A 20,448-nucleotide genomic window follows, 5' to 3' on the forward strand; every position below is an offset into this window, starting at 1 on the left:
TGTTCATCGTGTATTTCGTATCGCCTTCCCATATCCTTATTCTACCACTATTTTTGCTTGTTTTATAGTTTGAAGACAGGCCCTAATAGATTCTTAGATGATTGCAGTAGATTAGTATAGTTGGCATGAGGAAGAGTACCATATGACAATCGACACAGATAAAATTGATTGTCTTTTTGTTTTTAAATTCAATAAGGGATATACTCAAAATGTAGGGAGTGTTAGAGAATGCGTGATGAAACTGTGAAGCATAATTACACAAATCGGCTCATTAATGAGAAGTCTCCATACTTATTACAGCATGCCCACAACCCCGTAGATTGGTTCCCGTGGGGAGAAGAAGCTTTTAGTAAATCTGCACGCGAAGGCAAACCGGTATTCTTGTCCATAGGCTATTCCTAGCCTTCGGGCTAATGCGATGAAAGAAGTGTGACTAGTTTTACCTGCCATTGGTGTCACGTCATGGAAGAGAATCCTTCGAGGATGAAGAGGTTGCGGCGCTGCTGAACCGCGATTACATAGCGGTCAAGGTAGACCGCGAGGAGCGGCCGGACGTGGACCATTTGTACATGTCCGTCTGCCAGGCGATGACGGGGAGGGGCGGATGGCCGCTCACGATCGTCATGACGCCCGAGAAGAAGCCGTTCTTCGCAGGGACCTATTTCCCGAAGGCACGCAAACACGGGCGGCACGGCCTCCTGGATATTTTACCGCATCTCGCGGGCAAATGGCGGGAGGACCCGGCGAAGGTTGCGAAGATCGGCGAGCAGATCGTCGAAGAAACGCAGAAGCGGATGATTGCCAATCTGGAGGGCGAGCTGTCGAGCGATATCCTGGACCGCGCGTACCGCATATATGAAGAGGTGTACGATCCGGCCTACGGCGGCTTCGGGGACGCGCCGAAGTTCCCGACGAGCCACAACTTGTCGTTTCTGCTCCGGTATTGGAAGCGCACGGGAGAAGCGAAAGCGCTGGCCATGGTCGAGAATACGCTGGACCGAATGTATCGCGGGGGCTTGTACGATCACATCGGATACGGCTTTGCGCGGTACTCGACAGACGAGCGGTGGCTGGTGCCGCATTTCGAGAAAATGCTGTACGACAACGCCCTGCTGACGATGACGTATATTGAAGCTTACCAAGCGACAGGCAAGCGGAAGTACGCGGATATTGCCGAGCAGGTTATCGCCTATGTGATGCGCGATATGACCGATCCGGAGGGTGGATTTTATTCAGCGGAGGATGCCGACTCCGAGGGCGAGGAAGGCAAATTTTACGTATGGACGCCGGATGAGGTGGCGCAGGTGCTCGGTGAAGAGGAGGGCGAGCTGTATTGCCAGGTGTACGATCTTACCGGCGCGGGCAATTTCGAAGGACACAGCATCCCGAATCTGATCGATGCAACGGTGGAAACGTCCGCGCGGCGGATGCAATTGGACGTGACGGAATTGAAGACACGGCTCGAAGCGTCCCGCCGGAAGCTGTTCGACCACCGGGAACAGCGGATTCATCCGCATAAGGACGACAAGATTTTGACCTCCTGGAACGGGCTGATGATCATGGCGCTGGCGAAGGCGGCCAAAGTGCTGCGCAAGCCGGAGTATGCCGAGGCGGCGCGCAGAGCGGCCGATTTCATCCTGGCGAAGCTGCGCCGTGAAGACGGAAGGCTGCTGGCACGATACCGCGATGGCGAGGCAGCTTACCTCGGGTATGTCGACGATTACGCGTTCCTCGTCTGGGGCTTGATCGAGCTGTACGAAGCTTCGTTCGATCATACACTGCTGCAGCGAGCGGTGGAACTGAACAGGGACATGCTGCGCTTGTTTTGGGACGAGGAAAAAGGCGGCTTGTTCTTCTACGGGGAGGACGGGGAGCGGCTGTTCACACGCCCGAAGGAAATTTACGACGGCGCGATGCCGTCGGGGAACTCCGCCGCGGCGCTTAACCTGCACAAGCTTGCACGCTACACGTACGACGCGGCTTTGTCTCAGAAAGCGGAGGAGCAGTTGAAAGCGTTCGCCGGATCGGTGGAAAAGTATCCGTCCGGGCACGCGCTGTTCCTGATGGCCGTCGACTTTGCGTTCGGCGCGCCGTCGGAAATCGTCATAGCCGGCGATCCGGCGAAGGAAGAGACGCAGGCGATGGTCCGCGAGGTGCACCGCGCCTTCCTGCCGAATGCACTGACGATTCTGCATCCGGCCAGCGGTGCCGGGGCGGAGGAGGTCGGGCGCTTGATCCCGCTTGTACAGGACAAGCGGCCGCTCGGCGGACGGGCGACAGCCTACGTCTGCGAGAACTATGCTTGCCAGTCGCCCGTGAGCGACTTGGAGGAACTGCGTGAGCTGCTGCAGGACGGCAGCGACGAGAGTGACTATTAATACCTTTGTCCAAGAGAGCTGCGGCTCTCTTTTTTACATGAAAATACCTTGAAAAGCAGAGAGGTGGTAAAATAGAGGTAACTAACAAAAAGGACTGACTCTCATGCAAGATCTGAAAAGGATTGTTCACAAGCTTAACCAAGCGGTGGAACAAAACAAACATATTATAGGCGCAGCCGTCGGTTGCGGCCTTTTTGCCAAATATGCCGAAACGGGCGGCGCGGACCTTATCCTGGTCCTGAATGCGGGGCGTTTTCGCTTAATGGGGTATAGCTCGACGGCCAGCCTGCTTCCTTTCGGCAACAGTAACCGGATGGTCATGGAGACAGGCATCCAAGAGGTGCTTCGCAATGTAAGCTCCATTCCGTGTATTTTTGGCTTATGCGCCACCGATCCGGGAATTGTGCTGGACGATTACTTGGACGAGATCCGCGATGCAGGATTTGCAGGAATCACCAATTACCCGACGGTCGGACTGATCGACGGTATGTTTGGCGAAGCGCTTCAGGAAGCGGGGATATCGTTCGACAGGGAAGTCGCCGCCATACGTAAAGCCAGCGAAAAGGGTCTGTTTACCATTGCGTTTGTTTTTAATGAAGAACAGGCTGCCAAGATGGCAGCTGCCGGGGCGAACATCATTTGCGCACACCTTGGATTTACCAAAGGCGGAAGTTCGGGGGTCAAGCTCGCCATAAGTTTAGAAGAGAGTGCAGCACTATCCGACAAAATCTTTAAAGCCGCGGAAATGGTCAATCCGGATATTTTCAAGCTAGTGTATGGAGGACCTGTCAATTCCCCGGAAAATGCGGAGTACATCTACAACCACACGGAAGCGATGGGCTACATCGGCGGGTCCAGCTTCGAAAGAATCCCGACGGAAGCAAGCATCATCCGGGTGACGGAGCTGTTCAAGAAATACCAGGAGGTCAAGTCGGAAAACAAGCAGCTCAGACAGCAATTGGATCTGCACACGGCGATCAAGCAAGCCGACTATGTCCGCTACATCACCTCGTATGTAACCATGCACCTCCATGAGCCGATCACGTTCGATCATTTGTCCAAAGAGCTTCATCTGAACCGCAACTATTTGAGCCAGCTCTTCAGAAAAAAAATGGGGATCAGCTTCTCCGAATGGTTGATTCAGACGCGAATCGGCACTGCCAAGGATTTGTTGAAAAAGGAACACAGCAGCATTCAAGACATCGCCCGGCAGGTCGGCTACGAGGATGCGTCTTATTTTAGCAGGCTGTTCAAAAAGGAAACCGGCATGACGCCGAGCGAGTGGAAAGAAATCTCCCACAAAAATAACAATATCCCAAGGAATTGATCCTTGGGATATTGCCGTTTCTTAATTTCTGCGCAAGCTGACAAAACGCTGCGTTTGCTCGCGAATCGCACGTTCGGTGGGCAAACGTTCCATGGAGCTTGCCCCGTAAAACCCGTGAATTTCCGGGCATTTTTCCAATACGTAGGCGGCATCCTCCGGTTCGGCAATCGGACCGCCATGGCACAGAATAAGAATGTCCGGTCTTACTTGGATAGCCGCAGCCGCAATGGATCGAATCTCTTCGACACATTGGTCCAACGTCTTGGCGGTTTGGGCCCCGATCGTTCCCGAGGTCGTCAAGCCTAAATGAATGACAAGAATATCTGCGCCGGCATTCGTCATTTTGATCGCATCCTGCTCGGAAAACACATAAGGCGTCGTCAGCAAATCTTCTTCATGCGCCAGCCGGATCATCTCGACTTCTTTATCGTAGCCCATATTCGTCTCTTCAAGATTCATGCGGAAGTTTCCGTCGATCAGTCCGACCGTAGGGAAGTTTTGGACGCCGACAAAGCCTTCGTTTTTGATCTGTTTCAAGAAGCGGCCCATGACCCGCATCGGGTCCGTACCGCATACCCCCGCAATAACCGGCGTTTTCTTCACAACCGGCAAAACTTCGCTCGCCATTTCCAATACGATCGAGTTGGCATCCCCATAAGGCATAAGACCGGCTAAAGAACCGTGTCCTGCCATCCGGAACCTTCCCGAGTTATAAATGACGATCAGATCGATACCGCCGTCTTCTTCGAACTTGGCGCTAATTCCGGTGCCTGCGCCGCCGCCGATAATGTAGCCGCCTTGCTTGACTTTTTCTTGTAGGGCTGCCAGTATACGTTGTCTTGTCGAAAGCATAATATCGTCTCCATTTCTCAAGATTAAGTATGAGTCCGTACTGACAGTATGGCCGAAAGTACAGCGCGAAACCATAGATTATTGTAATTTCAATTAGTATTATGGTAGGGTCTAACCGAAAAGCTTATCATAGTCCTACTTGATGTTACCTAAATCTATTCTTTTGTCCGTCCGATTCTGCGATAGTAGAGTAGAGATATGTAAGCGCCGCCAATCACACAAAAATATATAGAGGAGGCACATCGATGAAGGGGAAAATTGTCATTATCGGTACCCTCGATACGAAGGGGAAGGAAATTTTATTTATTAAAAATATCATCGAAGGCACGGGTGTATCCACGATTGTCATGAATACGGGAGTCATCGGCGGCACGAGCTGGGATGCCGACATTTCGAACGAGACGGTCGCTCGTGCAGGAGGGGCGTCGCTTCAGGAACTGGTTGCGAAGGATGACCGGGGCTATGCGATGGATGTGATGATGAAGGGTGCTGCGTCTCTCATAGCAGAGCTGTACCGGAACAAGGAAGTTGCCGGCGTGATCAGTCTGGGAGGATCGGCGGGCACGACGATCGGCACGTATGCGATGCAAGCGCTCCCGGTCGGCGTCCCGAAGCTCATGGTATCCACGGTTGCATCCGGAAATACGAGACCCTATGTCGGGGAAAAAGATATTACGATGATGTATTCGGTCGTGGATATTTCGGGCATCAATCGGTTGTCTGCAAACATTCTTGCCAACGCCGCTTATGCCATTGCCGGAATGGCGAAGGGCGTTCCGCCGCAATTGGAAAATAAGCCTTTGATCGCGGCGACCATGTTTGGAGTGACCACGCCTTGCGTAAATAAAGCAAGAGAATACCTGGAGCAGCAAGGGTATGAAGTGCTGGTTTTCCATGCAACGGGCAGCGGCGGCATGGCGATGGAGGCGTTGATTGAAAGCGGCTTTATCGAAGGGGTGCTGGATGCCACCACAACGGAGTGGTGCGACGAGTTGGCCGGCGGCGTGCTTTCGGCCGGACCGAGCCGTTTGGAGGCTGCAGCCAAGGCAGGTATTCCGCAGGTTGTATCGACCGGCGCCTTGGACATGGTGAATTTCGGAGCCATGGATACGGTTCCGGACAAGTATGCAGGCCGAAATCTATACAAGCATAATGCAACCATTACGTTAATGAGAACAAATGTGGAAGAAAACCGGCAACTGGGTCAAATCATCGCCTCCAAACTGAACCGCTCGACCGGCCCTTGCGCGTTATTCCTGCCTCTAAAAGGAGTTTCGTTGATCGATACCGAGGGGCAGCCCTTTTATGGCCCGGAAGAGGACGCAGCATTGTTTGACGCCCTAAGAACGAATCTTGACCAAGAACGTGTCGAAGTGGTTGAGCTCGAGCATAACGTCAATGACGAAGCCTTTGCTCTGGCTATGGCGAAGAAACTAATCGAATTGATGAAAAAATAAATCAGATAAGCGAAAAGATCAGAAGCGGCATTTTCCAGAGGCTCCAGACCCGGAAAGGCCGCTTTTTATATTGCGGTCGACCCCAGACGTTCGTGCGGATTGCATCACATTGTTCGCTTAGGGCATGGTGCAGGGGCTTGATACGACTTCTTGCTTCGTTGGCATAGTTATCCAAAACTTGCTTGAAAGTATGGACGGAAATGGATAATGGATGTATAATCATTTACTGATAATGATTATCAGTATCATGGTGCACGAGGCAAAAAACCTCTTCATTCCAGCAAAGATAAGGATGGTTCTCATGAGCGTACATACGGAGGCTGCGCCCCAATCCACACCGAAGCTGCGGTCCCGGCCGGTAACGGCAACGATTGTTTTGTTTGCGGGACTTGCTGTTTTGTTAGTGGGGCTGGCCTTGTCGGTTTCCGTCGGAGCGGCGGATATTCAGCTTTCCACCGTATGGGAAGCCGTGTTTCAGTTTAATCCGGACATTACCCAGCATCAGATCATTCAGGAGCTGCGTCTTCCGCGGGCGCTTGCCGGGGCGCTGGTCGGCGCCTGCTTCGCCGTTGCCGGTGCGATTATGCAGGGGATGACCCGCAATCCGCTTGCCGATTCGGGGCTGCTCGGCCTGAATGCGGGGGCGGGGTTCGTGCTTGCTCTCTGCTTTGCCTTTTTTCCGGGGCTGCCGTTTATGCAGTTGATTCTGTACTCGTTCCTCGGCGCCGCCGTTGGGGCGTTTATGGTGTACGGGGTAGGGTCCATGTCCAAAAACGGTCTGACGCCGGTCCGGCTCGCTTTGGCTGGCGCAGCGGTCACCGCCCTTCTTGTCGCGGTCAGCGAGGGGATCGCGATTTACTTCAACATCGGACAAGATCTCGCCTTCTGGTATGCCGGCGGGGTAGCCGGGACAAAGTGGGTTCAGCTCAAAATCATGACTCCATGGGTCATTGCGGCCCTGATCGCCGCCTTGCTGCTTTCACGGTCCATTACGCTGCTGAGTCTTGGCGACGAAGTGGCGACAGGGCTGGGCCAGCGTACGGGCTGGGTGAAGCTGGCTTGTGCAGTTGTCGTGCTGGTGCTGGCAGGCACGGCTGTCTCCGCGGTTGGCGCGATCGGCTTTGTCGGGCTTATCATTCCGCATATTGCCCGGTCGCTGGTCGGCGTCGACTACCGCTGGATCATTCCATGCTCGGCGGTGCTCGGCAGCTTGCTTATGGTCATTGCCGATATCGGGGCGAGAATGATCAATCCGCCGTATGAGACACCGATCGGCACTTTGATCGCGTTGATCGGGGTTCCGTTCTTCCTTTACTTGGCGCGCAAGCAGAGGAGGGAACTGTAGATGGAAGCAGTGAAAATGGGAGCGACGGAACGCCGCAAAAAAATTCAAGCCGTCACGGTTTTATCCGTTCTGGGCGTGTTGATTGTGCTTGCTTTTCTCGTCAGCATGAACACCGGATACACCCGGCTGTCGCCGCTCGATGTCATCCGAACGCTGTTCGGTGGGGGTACGGCGAAGCAGGAGCTCATTTTGTTCGATTTCCGGCTGCCCCGCATCGTTATTTCGGTGCTGATCGGGGCGGGTTTGGCCGTTTCGGGGTGCATTTTGCAGGGGCTGTCCCGCAATCCGCTCGCCGATCCGGGCATTCTGGGGATTAATGCAGGCGCTGGTTTGATGGTCGTGCTCTTTATCTCGTTTTTCCCGTCGAAGACGGCGGCGCCCGTTTTATTTCTGCCGATTCTCGCTTTCGTCGGCGCGGGTGTCACCGCGGCCATCATCTACGGGCTGGCTTACAAGAAGCACGAAGGCTTGTCGCCGACAAGTCTGGTTCTTACCGGGATTGCCGTCGCAGCAGGAATCAGCGCTTTAATGGTGGTGCTGACGCTGCGGTTGAACCCGCAAAATTACCAGTTTGTCGCCGTCTGGCTGGCGGGAAGCATCTGGGGTTCGAACTGGAAGTTTGTCGTCGCTCTGCTGCCGTGGCTGATCGTGCTGCTGCCTTATGTGTTTTATAAAGCCAGAGTGCTTAATGTGATCAATCTCGGGGAACAGATGGCGACCGGCTTGGGCGCGCCCGTCGAGAAGGAACGGCTCGGTCTGCTTGCCGCCTCCGTCGGGATTGCCGGCGCTTGCGTCGCGGTCGGGGGAGGCATCGGCTTTGTCGGCTTGATCGGTCCGCATCTGGCCCGGCGCCTGATCGGTCCGAAGCACGAAATGCTGCTTCCGGCCTCGGCCTTGGTCGGCGGTCTGCTGATGATCGTCGCCGATACGATCGCCCGAGTCGTTATCCAGCCTGCGGAGATTCCTACCGGAATTGTCGTCGCGATCATTGGCGCGCCGTATTTTCTTTACTTGCTTGCCAGAGCGAGATAAATCAAGAGTTCTCGAGAGCAGTGGTTCGGAGGAGAGTTGTTAGGATGAGAAGATCAAGGTTTGCCTGCCTGCCGTCAAAAACAACCGGGTATACATGCTGAATCTCGATACATGGTTCGGCTATACGCCGCATGATATCGAGAAGCAATTGCAAGAAATCGTGAATTTGCTTAAAAAGTCTTAAGTCTTACTCTCATAGGAAAGACCGCCGAACGAGACCGGCGGTCTTTTGCGTATTTGCTATTATTTCTGTTGGATCATCATATTCCATAATTCCTTCGAATCGTAACCGAGACGCCAAGCGGCCACGCCGGCCAATTCGTACTTTTTGGCGATGTCGATCCGCGCTTTGACGGTCTCTTCGTTTTCCAGCCAGAAGACGTTCTTGAAGCCGTCCTGCTCATATTCGACTTTGTACTGATTGAAGCGATTGTCCCAGCTGAGCTTCGCTTGCTTGGAATCGATGAGGCCGGTCAAGTCCTTCATCAGCAGCGCGCGGTTGCTGTCCAGCTTGCCGGATTTGTCGACCTTCCACTCACGCACATAGAACGGAATTCCCATGATCAGCTTGTCGCGCGGAATGCCGTAGGCCAGAAATTCCTGCACGCCCTGTTCAACCCAAGGCAGACCTGCCACGGAACCCGGTTCGGCACTGCCTTTCCAATATTGGTCGTAAGTCATCGTGATGACGTAGTCGACGATCTGGCCGAGTTTCTCGTGCTCGAACGCGGTTTTCGCATTCCATGCGGCGCTGCCTCTTGGCAGGTCGACCGAGATGACAAGTCCTTTTTGATGGGCCGCATCCGTGATTTCTTTCATGAACGTCGTGAAGGCGGAGCGGTCCGTTCCTGCGACGCTCTCGAAGTCGATGTTCAGCCCGTCGGCCCCGATGGCGACGGCTTTATCGACCAGCGCGGAAATGAACTTGCCGCGGGCCTGCGCCGAGGCCAGAAATTGCGTCGTTATCGCCGTATCGAATTGGTTGTTGACAAGCGGATGGACGGAATACCCCTGCTTCTTCAGCCAAGCGACGGTTTCTTTGTTCGAGCTGTCGGTCAAATTGCCCGAGCCGTCGGCGAGCTGAAAGTAGGTGGGGGAGACGACATCCAGCCCCGAGGTGTTGTTCACCTGACTGCGGATCGTAGTGTCGCTGGAGCTTCCGTTCCAGCCCCAGAACTGCAGATCGCGAAGGTTGTTCCAGATGCTGGACCCGTCGTCGTACAGCCGAACGGAGGCGTTGGAATAACCCATGGCATAGGATAGCGCGCCGCCAATCGTAGAGAAGTCCGCAATCCATTTGTCTTTTTGAAATACTTGATAATAAGGATAATTATTCCATATGACGCGTGCGGTGCCGTTAAGTCCCGCCGCTTCGTCGTCGGTGATCCGGGTATGATCGAACTGCTTGGCGTACGCTACCGCCTCGTCAATGCTTAAGAACGAATTCAGCAGCGTTTCGAACTGGTACACTTTGTACGGTTTGACGTTGGAGTATACGACCTTGCCCGTTTCGGTGTTCACAATCTTTGAATTGCCCCAATTAAGCGATTCGTTAACGGCATCCTCTAAGTAAGCAAACTTCCAATTCTCAGCGGAGTATGTATCTTGATAGATTTGATAAATTTTGCTGCCGCTGCGCAGCTCCGTCTTGCGGCTGGCCGGAATGTTGTCCCATACCCAGTGGTGCGTGCTGAGCTCGACGATATGGGCATTACCCCATTTTTTCGCTTCGGCGATCGCCTGGTTCAACGTTTCGAAGTTCCAGGAATCCATCGTAATGTCGTCGCCTTGGTAGACGCGGTACTTCGGGTAATTGTTCCATACCCAGCCGCCGGACTGCAGGTCGCGTACGCTGGCATGTCCCCAATTGGACGCTTCGCGCATCGCTTGATCCAGACTGGCGTATTCCCATTTGGACGAGCTGTAGCCGTTCTGGTATACCTTGTAGCGGGGGTAGTTATGCCATACCCATTTACGGGTGCCGATCTCTTCGACATGGCTGTCCGCAAACTGCCTGGCATGATTTTCGGCGGACTTGTAATCGGACGTCTCCAGCAGCATCGTAGTATCCTGATAGACGCGGAACTTGGATGTCTTGTCGGCTGCCATAACGGAGCCCGCGGAGGAGAGGAAGAGCGTCATAACGGACAACGTCAGCAGGGTGTTGCGCTTCAACATGCATCAGCCTCTTTCTGGTCAGTCTACTCTATTAAACGTTAGAAGAGGCCTCGAAGTTGCGAGGAAAATAATAGAATCCTGCATGAGGGGGGCATTGGAGACAAAAAAACAACCCTCCAAGCCATCGCTTGAAGGGTCGTTCGGAAGGTCAGCCGATATCGGCAACGATTTCGTCTTCCAGTACGAGCTGGATTTGATCCCGGAACACGCGGATATTTTGCTCCTTGAGCAGGTAGCGCTCGATCGCTTCCAGCATGTTGGCGGCGATCAGGATCTGGCTGCGGCCTTCCGCGTGTACTTCGGCGGAGAAGCCATGGTCCTCGTCCCACATGAGCTCCACTTCGACTTGCGTCGGATGAATCTGCTTTCGTTCGGCGATATTCAGGCATATCGCATTGATAATATCTTGCTCCGAAAGTCGCATATCTTGGTAACCTCTTTTATCCTCAAATTAGAAACGCTTCGGTTCTTCCTTGAACTTCTTGCGGTCGCGGAAGTAGACGAAAATTTTGCGGATGACGACAAACAATACGACAAGCGCAAGCACGTTCACCATCAGACCGAGCAAGTCGCCGAGGAAGCCCATGCCGCCGAACAGGCTTCCGAAGAGAAGACCCGCCAGACCGCCGATCATCAAGCCTTTCATCAGACCGCCGCTGAAAAAGCCCGGTTTCTTTGCCGGCGTAGCCGCCGTGCTGGCTGGCGATTTGGAAGCGGCCGGCTCGGTTTTATTGACACCGCTGTTTGGTGTTTGCGTGGTGTTGGAACTGCTCGGGGTGTAGCTTTTTTTCGAAGACTTGTACCCTTTGGCATCGACCATACCGGGCGCGGTGAACGAAAACACCAGCATACAAGCCATCAGAATGAGAGACAACTTTTTCAACATCTTTTTGCATCCTCCATTAAATAGATTAGACTCCTTGCAATAGGTTATTACGTATAATGTGGGCGATGGTTTCAGAATTTAAACGAACTTGTTACAATAGAAAATAAAAAGATCATTTCAAAGAACAGAGGGACGTTGCGATGCCGAACTATGCCGAAGCGTATATTCAATATTTGGTGCACTTCCATGCGGAGCGCGATTATTTCGAATGCCACGAGGTGATGGAAGAATATTGGAAGGAGCATCCGGAAGATCCTTGCAGCGAGGCCTGCGTCGGGCTGATTCAAGTAGCCGTATCGCTTTACCATCAGCGCCGGGGGAATCGGGCCGGGGCGGTCAAAATGCTTGCGAGCTCGCTCCAACGGTTCAAAGACGAGCAGTTGGCGCAGCTCGGCATCGACGCGGCCGAATTCCGGCTGCGTCTGCAGGCGCGTCTGCGTGAGCTGGATAACGCTGATTTCGTTTATACCGATCTGGATATTCCGCTGCAGGACGGGGCGCTCGCCGCCTTATGCCGGGAGGCCGCCGCTCAAGCGCAGGCCGAGTGGGGACAGCCCAGCGACTTGAACGATACGTATCTCATCCATAAGCATACGCTTCGCGACCGCAGCGGCGTCGTAGCGGAGCGGGAGCTGCAGAAGCAGCGCAGGAATGAGCGCAGGACGACGGGAGACGGCGTATGAGCCGGATGTCCTTAAGCGGCGAGCTGCACAAAATTATGGTTGTGGACGACGAGCCGCATATCGTGGAAGTTATTCGGCTTTATCTGGAGCATGCGGGCTATGTCCCTATTCTGCACTTCCGGGGCGGTGAGGTGCTGGAGCGGGTGAAGGCCGAATCGCCCGACCTTGTGCTGCTGGACGTCATGCTGCCCGACGTATCGGGCTTCGAGCTGTGCAGTCAGATTCGCAAGCTGCCGGGAGCGGAAGGTGCGACGCCGATTATTTTCCTGACCGCCAAGGGCGAGTCGATCGATAAGCTGCGCGGCTTTAACCTCGGGGTGGACGATTATATCGTCAAGCCGTTCGACCCGAACGAAATGGTGGCGCGGATCAAGGCCGTCCTGCGGCGGACTGGGCAGCTGGTAACCGCTCCGACGGCACCGGCGGAGCATGCTTCGAAGCCGCTGGAAGTCGGCAATTTAAGCGTCGATCTGGATCAGTACAAGGTATGTTTAAATGGAAGCAGAGTCGACCTGACGCCGAAGGAGATCGAGCTGCTGCATTTTTTGGCTGCCAGCCCCGGCAGGGTGTACACCCGAGAGGATCTGCTCGGATACGTGTGGAACTTCGATTTCAGCGGCGGCACCCGGACCGTGGACGCCCACGTGAAAAATTTGCGCAAGAAGCTCGGCTCCCATGAGGCCTGGACGATTCAAACGCTGTGGGGCATCGGGTACTCGTTCGAGGTGCGCGGCACATGATCAAACGATGGCTGCGCAGCCTGTATATTCAAATCTTTCTTTCCTTTCTCGCCACCTGCGTGCTCGTGTTCGTAGGCTTGGCCGTATTTTGGAATTCTTACTTTACGGATTTTTTCTATAAGGACAAAAAAGAACTGCTGCGCTCGCGTTCCGCCGAAGTCGTCAAGCTGCTCCCTACGTATCAGGAGGGGGCGCTTTCCACAAGAGAACTGCGGCTCGGCAGCCGGATCATCGGCCGCAGCATCAACGGCTCGGTATGGTTGGTCGATGCGAGAGGCACGGTTTTGAACGGCTCGTCGGACCGGGAGGGAACGACGATTCCGAAGCCGCTCGAGCCGCTGCTCGCCGAAGGACTTAAAGGCGGAAACGGGTATTCGGCAGGGCAATACAAAGTCGGCCCGTACGGCGGGGAAGGGCTGCTGGCCTATTACACTCCCGCAGAGCTGAACGGTCAGCGGGTTGTTATCATGATGCTCGTCCCTGCGCTGGAAAGCAGCGAAGCGCTAAAGGCCATCCGCTGGAATATTTTCGTTCCGCTGCTGTTCTCCTTGGTAGCCGTTGGGGTCATTCTTTTCATCTTGTCCCGCAAGCTGGCGGGTCCTCTTCAGCAGATGAACCACGCGGCGCTTGAAGTGGCGAACGGCGACTTTTCAACGAGAGTGCCGGTCTCGTCCGACGACGAGATAGGCGAGCTGGCGCGCAGCTTTAACTTCATGGTCAATCAGTTGGAGCAGTGGGACGACAACCGCCAGGAGTTCCTGGCCAACGTATCGCATGAGCTGAGGTCGCCGCTGACGTCGTTGCGCGGGCTGATCGTCGCGATGAACGATCGGGTGATTCCGCCAGAGAAATTCTCGCATTATTTGAAAATATGCGATCATGAGGTGCAGCGGCTGCAGCGGCTCGTAGACGATCTGCTAGACCTGGCCCGCATTCAAAACGGAACGGACGTATTCCGGACGCGACCCATTGCGTTGTCGGCCAAGGTGAGCGAGGTGCTGGAGCTGGTGCAGAGCGCCGCTTCCGACAAAGGGCTGCAGATGCGCTTGATCGGTCCGATGCCGGGAACGCCGCCGCTGCAGTGCGAGCTTGATCCGGACCGGTTTGCGCAAATTTTGCTCAACCTGTTATATAACGCAATCCGGTTCACGCCGTCCGGGGGAACGATTACCGTCGAGCTTGCAACCGAAGGAGCGGAGGCCGTCATCGCCGTGCGCGATACAGGGATCGGCATGAGCGAAAGCGAGCTGCTTCGGATCTGGGACCGGTTCTACAAGGCGGAGCCGTCGCGCTCCGGCGATTCGGACGGCACCGGGCTCGGTCTGACCATCGTCAAGCATCTCGTGACGGGGATGAAAGGGTCGATTGCGGCGACAAGCGAGCTCGGCAAGGGCACGGAATTCCGGATCGCGTTCCCGCTCCTCTCCCCGGGGGGCTTCGGTAACTGATAGGGCAGCTGGAAACCAGTCCCTTGTGAAATAGCGAAAAAAAAGATAAGATTTTAAAAAAAACGTCAGCCTAACCGACTCGGAACCGGCTAAACCGAAATAAAATTAGGTAATACTAGGAAGGATGAACTGCGAATGCCGAATTTACTATCCCAGATCATGGAGTACAACCGCTCGTTTGTCGAGGAGCAAAAGTACGAGCCCTACTTAACGTCAAAATTTCCGGATCGGAAATTCGTCATTCTTACTTGCATGGATACGCGTCTTATTGAGCTGCTCCCGGCCAGCATGAATATCAAGAACGGCGACGTGAAAATGATCAAAGCGGCCGGGGGCGTCGTCTCGACTCCGTTCGGCGGTATCATGCGCAGTATTATTGTGGCGATTTACGAGCTGGGCGCGGACGAAGTGCTGGTCATCGGCCATCACGATTGCGGAATGAACCATTTGAACCCGGAGCGCGTGAAAGAGAAGTTTGTGGCGCGGGGGATTAAAGAGGAGACGCTCAAGACGCTGGAATATTCGGGCCTGAACCTCGAACGGTGGCTGCGGGGCTTCGAAGATGTGAAGGAAAGCGTCAAAAGCAGCGTGAATATTATCAAGAACCATCCGCTCGTACCGGACATCCCGGTTCACGGGCTGGTCATCGACCCTTCGACCGGCAAGCTGGATGTCATCGTCAACGGCTACTAAGCCGTTCCCGGAACGAAAAAGATGAGAAGGCCCTAAAGCCTTCTCATCGGTTCGCGACGGCGTTTCGTTTATCGATCAGCCGCATGTTCGCATTGTAGATTTGTCCGCTGCTTTTCAAGATAAAGCAGTAGCCGCTCGCTTGATAGTCAACCGTCATATTTTCCTCGAAAAATACCTCGTGCTTTCGGTCCATCAGCACTTCGAACGGGTCACCCGCTACGATAAAATCGTTCCGGTCCGGCTCGTCCGTAATCCACAGCGTCGGCACGCCGCTGACCGCGCAACCGCAGCCCTCCGCATCATAGACAAGCTTCAGCCGTCCGCCCGCTTGTCGGTCCAGGATGCGCCGGATTTCCGCTACTGCACTTTCCGTAAAGATGATTCGCATCTCACGTCACACTCCTTTCCTTTTTATCATACCTCATTTCGGCGATATTTGCTTCTGCTCCGCGAACGAAGTATGATCAATGTATATCTTTGGAAAGGGGAATGCCCGTTGTCGACAGGAAATTTGGGAGTCAAATTGACGGAATTCAAGCAATATCTGAAAAAGATGAAAAGCTATGAGGAAGCCGTCGGACTCATTTATTGGGACATGCGCACAGGCGCGCCGAAGAAAGGCATTGGGGCAAGGTCCGAAGTCGTCGGCGAGCTGTCCGGCGAGCTGTTCAAAATGTCGGTGTCGGACGAGATGGGCTCGTTTTTGGACTACTTCGCTTCGTCCGGAGTACAGTCGGAGCTGTCGGATATCGACCGCCGAATTGTAAGCGAATGCAAGAAGGAGTACGACCGCAGCAAAAAAATTCCGCCGAAGCTGTATCAGGAATATGTGGTGCTTACCTCGCAGGCGGAATCGGCTTGGGAAGATGCGAAGCATCAGGCTGATTTTCCGGGCTTTCAGCCGTACTTGGAGAAAATCGTCGATATGAACCTGCAGTTCATCGAGCTGTGGGGCTACGAGGGACACAAGTACAACACGCTGCTTGATGCGTATGAGCCGGGCATGACCGTAGAGAAGCTCGATCAAGTGTTTGGCGCACTGCGCGAGCAGGTCGTTCCGCTGCTGTTGGCCATTCAGGAGTCGGCTCACAAGCCGGAAACCGGCTTTTTGAAGCAGACGTTCGACAAGGACAAGCAAAAGAAGTTCAGCTTATACATATTGGAGCAGATGGGCTATGATTTCGAAGCGGGACGCTTGGACGAAACCGTCCATCCGTTTGCGACCGGCCTGAACCCGGGCGACGTGCGGATTACGACGCGCTACCTGCTGAACGATGTGAACAGCGCGCTGTTCGGCACGATCCACGAGGGCGGGCATGCGCTCTACGAGCAGAACATTTCGATGGACTTGCTCGGCACGCCGCTGTGCACGGGTACGTCGATGGGCATCCACGAATCGCAGTCGCGCTTCTGGGAAAATATGATCGGACGCAGCCGCCCGTTCTGGAACCGTTATTTCCCCGAGCTTCAGAAAAATTATGCCGGCCAGTTCGACAAGGTGAGCGTCGAAGATTTTTACCGCGCTACGAACGAAGTGAAGCCATCCCTCATCCGCATCGAGGCCGACGAGCTGACGTACAACTTGCACATTATAGTGCGTTATGAAATCGAGAAGGCGCTGTTCAGCGGGGCTGTGAAAGTCGCCGATCTGCCTGAGGTGTGGAACGAGAAATACCGGGAGTACCTCGGCATCGTGCCTTCCGATAACGGAGAAGGAGTGCTGCAGGACGTGCACTGGTCGGGCGGCATGTTCGGCTACTTCCCTTCGTACGCGCTGGGCAACATGTATGCCGCGCAAATTAAACGCACGCTGGAGCAGGAGCTTGGCAACGTGGAAGAGCTGGTTCGCGAAGGCAATCTGATTCCGATCAAGGCTTGGCTGGCGGATAAGATTTATCAATACGGCAAAAGCCAGACGCCGACGGAAATCATCACCCGGGTGACGGGCGAGGAGCTGAACCCGTCCTACTTGGTCGATTATTTGCGCGTGAAATATTCCGACATTTATAAGCTTTAATCCGACAAGCGGGGACACGGTCCCCGTTTTTTTATGGTCTCGGATGTAACCTTTTGGGTGTTTTTCCAGTCTATTCTTATGTAAGACGATTTTTGGTTCATCCGAAGGGAACAGACGACAAGGAGGCGACAGTGTATGCACAAGGAACTTCAAGCGGACATTGCCATTATCGGCGGAGGTGTCGGAGGCTGCGCGGCCGCATTGGCGGCAGCCCGAATGGGGAGACAGGTCATCCTGACCGAGGAGACGGATTGGATCGGCGGACAGCTGACCAGTCAGGCCGTCCCGCCCGACGAGCACCGCTGGATCGAACAATTCGGCTGCACCCGCAGCTATCGCGAATTTCGCGACGGGGTGCGGGCCTATTATAAGTCAAAGTTTCCGCTGACCGCAGAGGCGCGCTCGGTTTATTACTTGAACCCCGGCAACGGCGGCGTGAGCCGGCTTGGTGCGGAGCCGAGAGCCTATTTGGCCGTTCTGCAAGACATGCTGGCCCCCTACGTGCACAGCGGCAGGCTCATTATCATGACCCGGCACCGGCCCGTTGCAGCCGAGACGGACGGCGACCGCGTCCGGTCGGTTACCGTAATCGGGGAGACGGGTCACCGGCATACGATTCGCGCCGCGTATATTTTGGATGCGACCGAGACGGGCGAGCTGCTTCCGCTGACCTGCACGGAATATGTGACGGGCGCCGAATCGAAGCGGCAGACGGGCGAGCCTCATGCGCTGGACGGCGCGCCCGATCCGCGGGACATTCAGGCGTTTACCCACTGCTTCGCCATGGATTACAAGGAAGGCGAGAACCACGTAATCGATAAACCGAAGGATTACAACTTCTGGCGAAACTACCGGGCGGATTTTTGGCCGGACAAGCAGCTTAGCTGGGTATCGCCTGATCCGGTCACCTTGAAGCCTGTGGAGGACACGTTGTTTTGGGGTACGGATAAATATTCGCTTTTTTACTACCGGCGTATCGTCGACAAAGCAAATTTCGCGTCCGGCACGTTTCCGAGCGATATCACGATTGTCAATTGGTCGCAGAACGATTATTGGCTCGGCAATGTGTACGACGTGAAGCCGGAGGAAGCGCAGAAGCATGCGCGGCAGGCGAAGCAGCTCAGCTTGTCGCTCCTGTACTGGCTACAAACGGAAGCTCCCCGCCCGGACGGAGGGGCAGGTTACCCCGGTCTGCGGCTGCGGCCGGATGTCGTCGGTACGGAGGACGGATTGGCGAAATATCCGTACATTCGGGAGTCCAGACGTATCCGCGCGGAGTTCACCGTGCTGGAGCAGCATGTAAGCGCAGCGGTGCGCGGTGAGCAGGGGGCAGTGCCGTTCCCGGATTCCGTCGGAGTCGGCTGCTACCGGATCGACCTGCATCCCAGCATGACGGGCCGCAACTATCTTGACATCTCGTCGCTGCCGTTTCAAATCCCGCTTGGCAGTCTGATCCCGGTCCGTCTGGAAAACCTATTGCCGGCCTGCAAAAATCTCGGCACGACGCATATTACGAACGGCTGCTTCCGGCTGCATCCCGTGGAGTGGAACATCGGAGAGGCTGCGGGGGCGTTGGCCGCCTTCTGCCTGCAAAACGGCTATCAGCCCCGCGAGGTGCGGAATACGCCGGCCAAGCTTGAAGCGTTCCAGAACGCGCTTGTCAATCAAGGCTTTGAATTGGCATGGCCGAAAATAACGGCCGTTTAACGAACTTCATAGGAATAGATTCAGCTTCCAGGCTGTTTCCGCGGATTGTCCGTGGAAACGGCCTTTTTTTGGCTTCTACAGACATACGCTCTCACCATTTTCTAGGCGCGTTCATATGCTGTCATATCTAAAGTTCGTCATGCGTTAAGACGCTGACAGGGAGGGACTGGCCTATGAAAATAAGGCGTCTGGGTAGAGCGGCGGTGCTTATGCTTGTGCTGGTGCTTACGGCGTGCGCGACGCTCGCAGGCTGCGGTCCGAAGAAGAGCGGAGAACTGGTAAAGGTGCGAATCGGCGAGGTGACCCGGTCGATCTTTTATGCGCCGCAATACGTGGCGATGGAGAAAGGATTTTTCAAAGAGCAGGGGCTCGATATCGAACTGACGACGACCTTCGGCGGGGATAAAACGATGACGACGCTGCTGTCGGGCGGGATCGACGTCGCGCTGGTCGGCTCCGAGACGTCGATCTACGTGCATCAGCAAGGTGCGGGCGACCCGGTGGTCAATTTCTCGCAATTGACCCAAACCGACGGAACGTTTCTCGTGGCGCGTAAGCCGCCCGAAGGAGCGTTCGACTGGAATAAGCTCAGGGGGACGACTTTCCTCGGCCAGCGAAAAGGCGGAATGCCGCAGATGGCCGGCGAATTTACGTTGAAGAAGCACGGTATCCATCCGCAGAACGATTTGAACCTGCTTCAGAATGTGGAGTTCGCCAACATCCCGACGGCTTTCGTCTCGGGCACGGGGGACTACGTACAGCTGTTCGAGCCTCAGGCATCGATGTTCGAGAAGCAGGGCAAAGGCTACGTCGTCGCTTCCTTCGGGGTGGAGAGCGGCAATCTGCCTTATACGGTGTTCATGGCGAAAAAGAGCTACATCGGCAAGAACGCGGATACGGTCCAGAAATTCGCCAATGCCGTGCAAAAAGCGCAAAACTGGGTGCAGCAAAGCAGCGTGGATGACATTGCGGCGGCCATCGCCCCCTACTTCCAAGACACGGATAAAGATATCGTCCGCAGCGTAATCAAGCGCTATAAGGACCAAGACTCGTTCGCCGTCGACGGAATCGTCGACGAACAGGAGTGGAACAACCTCCAGGATGTGATGGAAGCGGCCGGGGAGCTCAAGAAGCGCACCGATTTTAAGACGCTCGTCAACAATCAATTTGCCGAAAAAGCGAAGCAAAATGTGAAGTAGTGCATGCTGCCGCTATGGTCAACGAGGGCGCGGCGACGCTTCGGGATTACCGTTGCAGGGGCGTGAGGTCTGGCTGCGGATACGACGCTCCGCAGGGCCGCCACGCGTACTCCCGCTGTCTCACAGGCTAAACGCACAAGGAGGGGTGGCCGTATGTATGCCGTGGAGCTGGACGGCGTTTCACAAGTATATGTTAACCGCAAAGGCGCGTTCGTCGCGCTGCAGGATGTGCAGCTCGCCATCGCGCCGGGCGAATTCGTCAGTCTCATCGGCCCGAGCAATTCGAGACCGATTGAGGCGTTCTCGAAGATCGTCCGCCAAGGAAATAAATAATCCTGTTGGAGCATATATCCGACTCTCGGAATCGGTCTTTGAATCGGTTCGCCCAGCACCCGCACGGTTCCTGAAGTCGGCGTCAGCAAGCCGCTGATTAGCGACAGCACGGTCGTCTTCCCGCAGCCGCTCGGGCCGATGAGACTGACGAATTCGCCCGGCGCGATGGCGAG

At 55.0% G+C, this 20,448-nt stretch carries 17 protein-coding genes and 2 pseudogenes; 13 read left to right on the forward strand and 6 right to left on the reverse strand.

The features are described 5' to 3' along the window. Positions 1 to 228 precede the first annotated feature (228 nt). Together QJ48_RS08715 and QJ48_RS08720 are read left to right on the forward strand one after the other, a co-directional pair. Positions 229 to 2,378: pseudogene (locus QJ48_RS08715) on the forward strand (thioredoxin domain-containing protein). Between the two features lie 103 nt (positions 2,379 to 2,481). Further along, positions 2,482 to 3,705, forward strand: coding sequence for a phosphoenolpyruvate hydrolase family protein (locus QJ48_RS08720; protein ID WP_054973244.1), 1,224 nt, complete (start codon positions 2,482 to 2,484; stop codon positions 3,703 to 3,705). 21 nt (positions 3,706 to 3,726) lie between these two features. On the opposite strand, the gene QJ48_RS08725 is transcribed toward QJ48_RS08720, so the two are convergent. Further along, complete coding sequence (locus QJ48_RS08725; protein ID WP_054973245.1) at positions 3,727 to 4,557, reverse strand: phosphoenolpyruvate hydrolase family protein; 831 nt, start codon at positions 4,555 to 4,557, stop codon at positions 3,727 to 3,729. 245 nt (positions 4,558 to 4,802) lie between these two features. On the opposite strand from QJ48_RS08725, the gene QJ48_RS08730 reads away from it, so the two are divergent. The 3 genes from QJ48_RS08730 to QJ48_RS08740 all read left to right on the forward strand — a co-directional run bounded on the left by QJ48_RS08730 (position 4,803) and on the right by QJ48_RS08740 (position 8,391). Further along, the gene (locus tag QJ48_RS08730) at positions 4,803 to 6,014 is read left to right on the forward strand and encodes a Tm-1-like ATP-binding domain-containing protein (RefSeq protein ID WP_054973246.1); all 1,212 of its coding nucleotides are present in this window, start codon (positions 4,803 to 4,805) and stop codon (positions 6,012 to 6,014) included. A 301-nt stretch (positions 6,015 to 6,315) separates the two neighbouring features. Then, positions 6,316 to 7,359, forward strand: coding sequence for an iron ABC transporter permease (locus QJ48_RS08735; protein WP_054973247.1), 1,044 nt, complete (start codon positions 6,316 to 6,318; stop codon positions 7,357 to 7,359). Further along, a complete protein-coding gene (locus tag QJ48_RS08740; RefSeq protein WP_054973248.1) occupies positions 7,360 to 8,391 on the forward strand; it encodes an iron ABC transporter permease in 1,032 nt (343 codons plus the stop codon). 243 nt (positions 8,392 to 8,634) lie between these two features. Here the strand turns inward: QJ48_RS08740 and QJ48_RS08745 are convergent, their stop codons facing one another. From QJ48_RS08745 to QJ48_RS08755, 3 genes are all read right to left on the reverse strand, one after another. Further along, positions 8,635 to 10,569 carry a glycosyl hydrolase family 18 protein gene (locus tag QJ48_RS08745; protein WP_193394414.1) on the reverse strand — a complete coding sequence of 645 codons (1,935 nt, stop codon included), beginning with the start codon at positions 10,567 to 10,569 and terminating at the stop codon, positions 8,635 to 8,637. A gap of 148 nt (positions 10,570 to 10,717) precedes the next feature. Further along, entirely contained in the window at positions 10,718 to 10,993 is a 276-nt protein-coding gene (locus tag QJ48_RS08750) for a YxcD family protein (protein WP_036685355.1), read from the reverse strand. A gap of 27 nt (positions 10,994 to 11,020) precedes the next feature. After that, positions 11,021 to 11,455, reverse strand: a complete 435-nt coding sequence (locus QJ48_RS08755; RefSeq protein ID WP_054973249.1) for a hypothetical protein — start codon at positions 11,453 to 11,455, stop codon at positions 11,021 to 11,023. A 140-nt stretch (positions 11,456 to 11,595) separates the two neighbouring features. Between QJ48_RS08755 and QJ48_RS08760 the strand changes: the two genes are divergently transcribed. From QJ48_RS08760 to QJ48_RS08775, 4 genes are all read left to right on the forward strand, one after another. Next, positions 11,596 to 12,138, forward strand: coding sequence for a DUF309 domain-containing protein (locus QJ48_RS08760; RefSeq protein ID WP_054973250.1), 543 nt, complete (start codon positions 11,596 to 11,598; stop codon positions 12,136 to 12,138). Further along, positions 12,135 to 12,878 (forward strand): response regulator transcription factor, encoded by a 744-nt coding sequence (locus QJ48_RS08765; protein WP_237762852.1) that lies wholly within the window; start codon positions 12,135 to 12,137, stop codon positions 12,876 to 12,878. Before QJ48_RS08760 ends, QJ48_RS08765 begins: the two co-directional genes overlap by 4 nt. After that, positions 12,875 to 14,326, forward strand: coding sequence for a cell wall metabolism sensor histidine kinase WalK (locus tag QJ48_RS08770; RefSeq protein ID WP_054973251.1), 1,452 nt, complete (start codon positions 12,875 to 12,877; stop codon positions 14,324 to 14,326). Before QJ48_RS08765 ends, QJ48_RS08770 begins: the two co-directional genes overlap by 4 nt. A 135-nt stretch (positions 14,327 to 14,461) precedes the next feature. Further along, positions 14,462 to 15,019 (forward strand): carbonic anhydrase, encoded by a 558-nt coding sequence (locus tag QJ48_RS08775; protein WP_054973252.1) that lies wholly within the window; start codon positions 14,462 to 14,464, stop codon positions 15,017 to 15,019. Positions 15,020 to 15,062: 43 nt separating this feature from the next. Here QJ48_RS08775 and QJ48_RS08780 read toward each other — a convergent pair whose 3' ends face one another. Further along, positions 15,063 to 15,407: an iron-sulfur cluster biosynthesis family protein gene (locus QJ48_RS08780; RefSeq protein WP_054973253.1), complete on the reverse strand. Its 345-nt coding sequence runs from the start codon at positions 15,405 to 15,407 to the stop codon at positions 15,063 to 15,065. Positions 15,408 to 15,479: 72 nt separating this feature from the next. Here QJ48_RS08780 and QJ48_RS08785 point away from each other — a divergent pair, with 72 nt between their 5' ends. The 4 genes from QJ48_RS08785 to QJ48_RS08800 all read left to right on the forward strand — a co-directional run bounded on the left by QJ48_RS08785 (position 15,480) and on the right by QJ48_RS08800 (position 20,275). Further along, positions 15,480 to 17,036 carry a carboxypeptidase M32 gene (locus tag QJ48_RS08785; RefSeq protein WP_054973254.1) on the forward strand — a complete coding sequence of 519 codons (1,557 nt, stop codon included), beginning with the start codon at positions 15,480 to 15,482 and terminating at the stop codon, positions 17,034 to 17,036. Between the two features lie 135 nt (positions 17,037 to 17,171). Beyond that, complete coding sequence (locus tag QJ48_RS08790) at positions 17,172 to 18,743, forward strand: FAD-dependent oxidoreductase (protein WP_054973255.1); 1,572 nt, start codon at positions 17,172 to 17,174, stop codon at positions 18,741 to 18,743. 173 nt (positions 18,744 to 18,916) lie between these two features. Beyond that, positions 18,917 to 19,942, forward strand: a complete 1,026-nt coding sequence (locus QJ48_RS08795; protein WP_054973256.1) for an ABC transporter substrate-binding protein — start codon at positions 18,917 to 18,919, stop codon at positions 19,940 to 19,942. A gap of 153 nt (positions 19,943 to 20,095) precedes the next feature. Continuing rightward, positions 20,096 to 20,275, forward strand: coding sequence for a hypothetical protein (locus QJ48_RS08800; protein WP_054973257.1), 180 nt, complete (start codon positions 20,096 to 20,098; stop codon positions 20,273 to 20,275). On the opposite strand, the pseudogene QJ48_RS35745 reads toward QJ48_RS08800, so the two are convergent. Then, positions 20,215 to 20,448: pseudogene (locus tag QJ48_RS35745) on the reverse strand (ATP-binding cassette domain-containing protein); the annotation flags it as partial. The gene QJ48_RS08800 and the pseudogene QJ48_RS35745 sit on opposite strands and share 61 nt — an antisense overlap.

Source organism: Paenibacillus sp. A3, assembly GCF_001399685.1.
GTDB lineage: Bacteria > Bacillota > Bacilli > Paenibacillales > NBRC-103111 > Paenibacillus_G.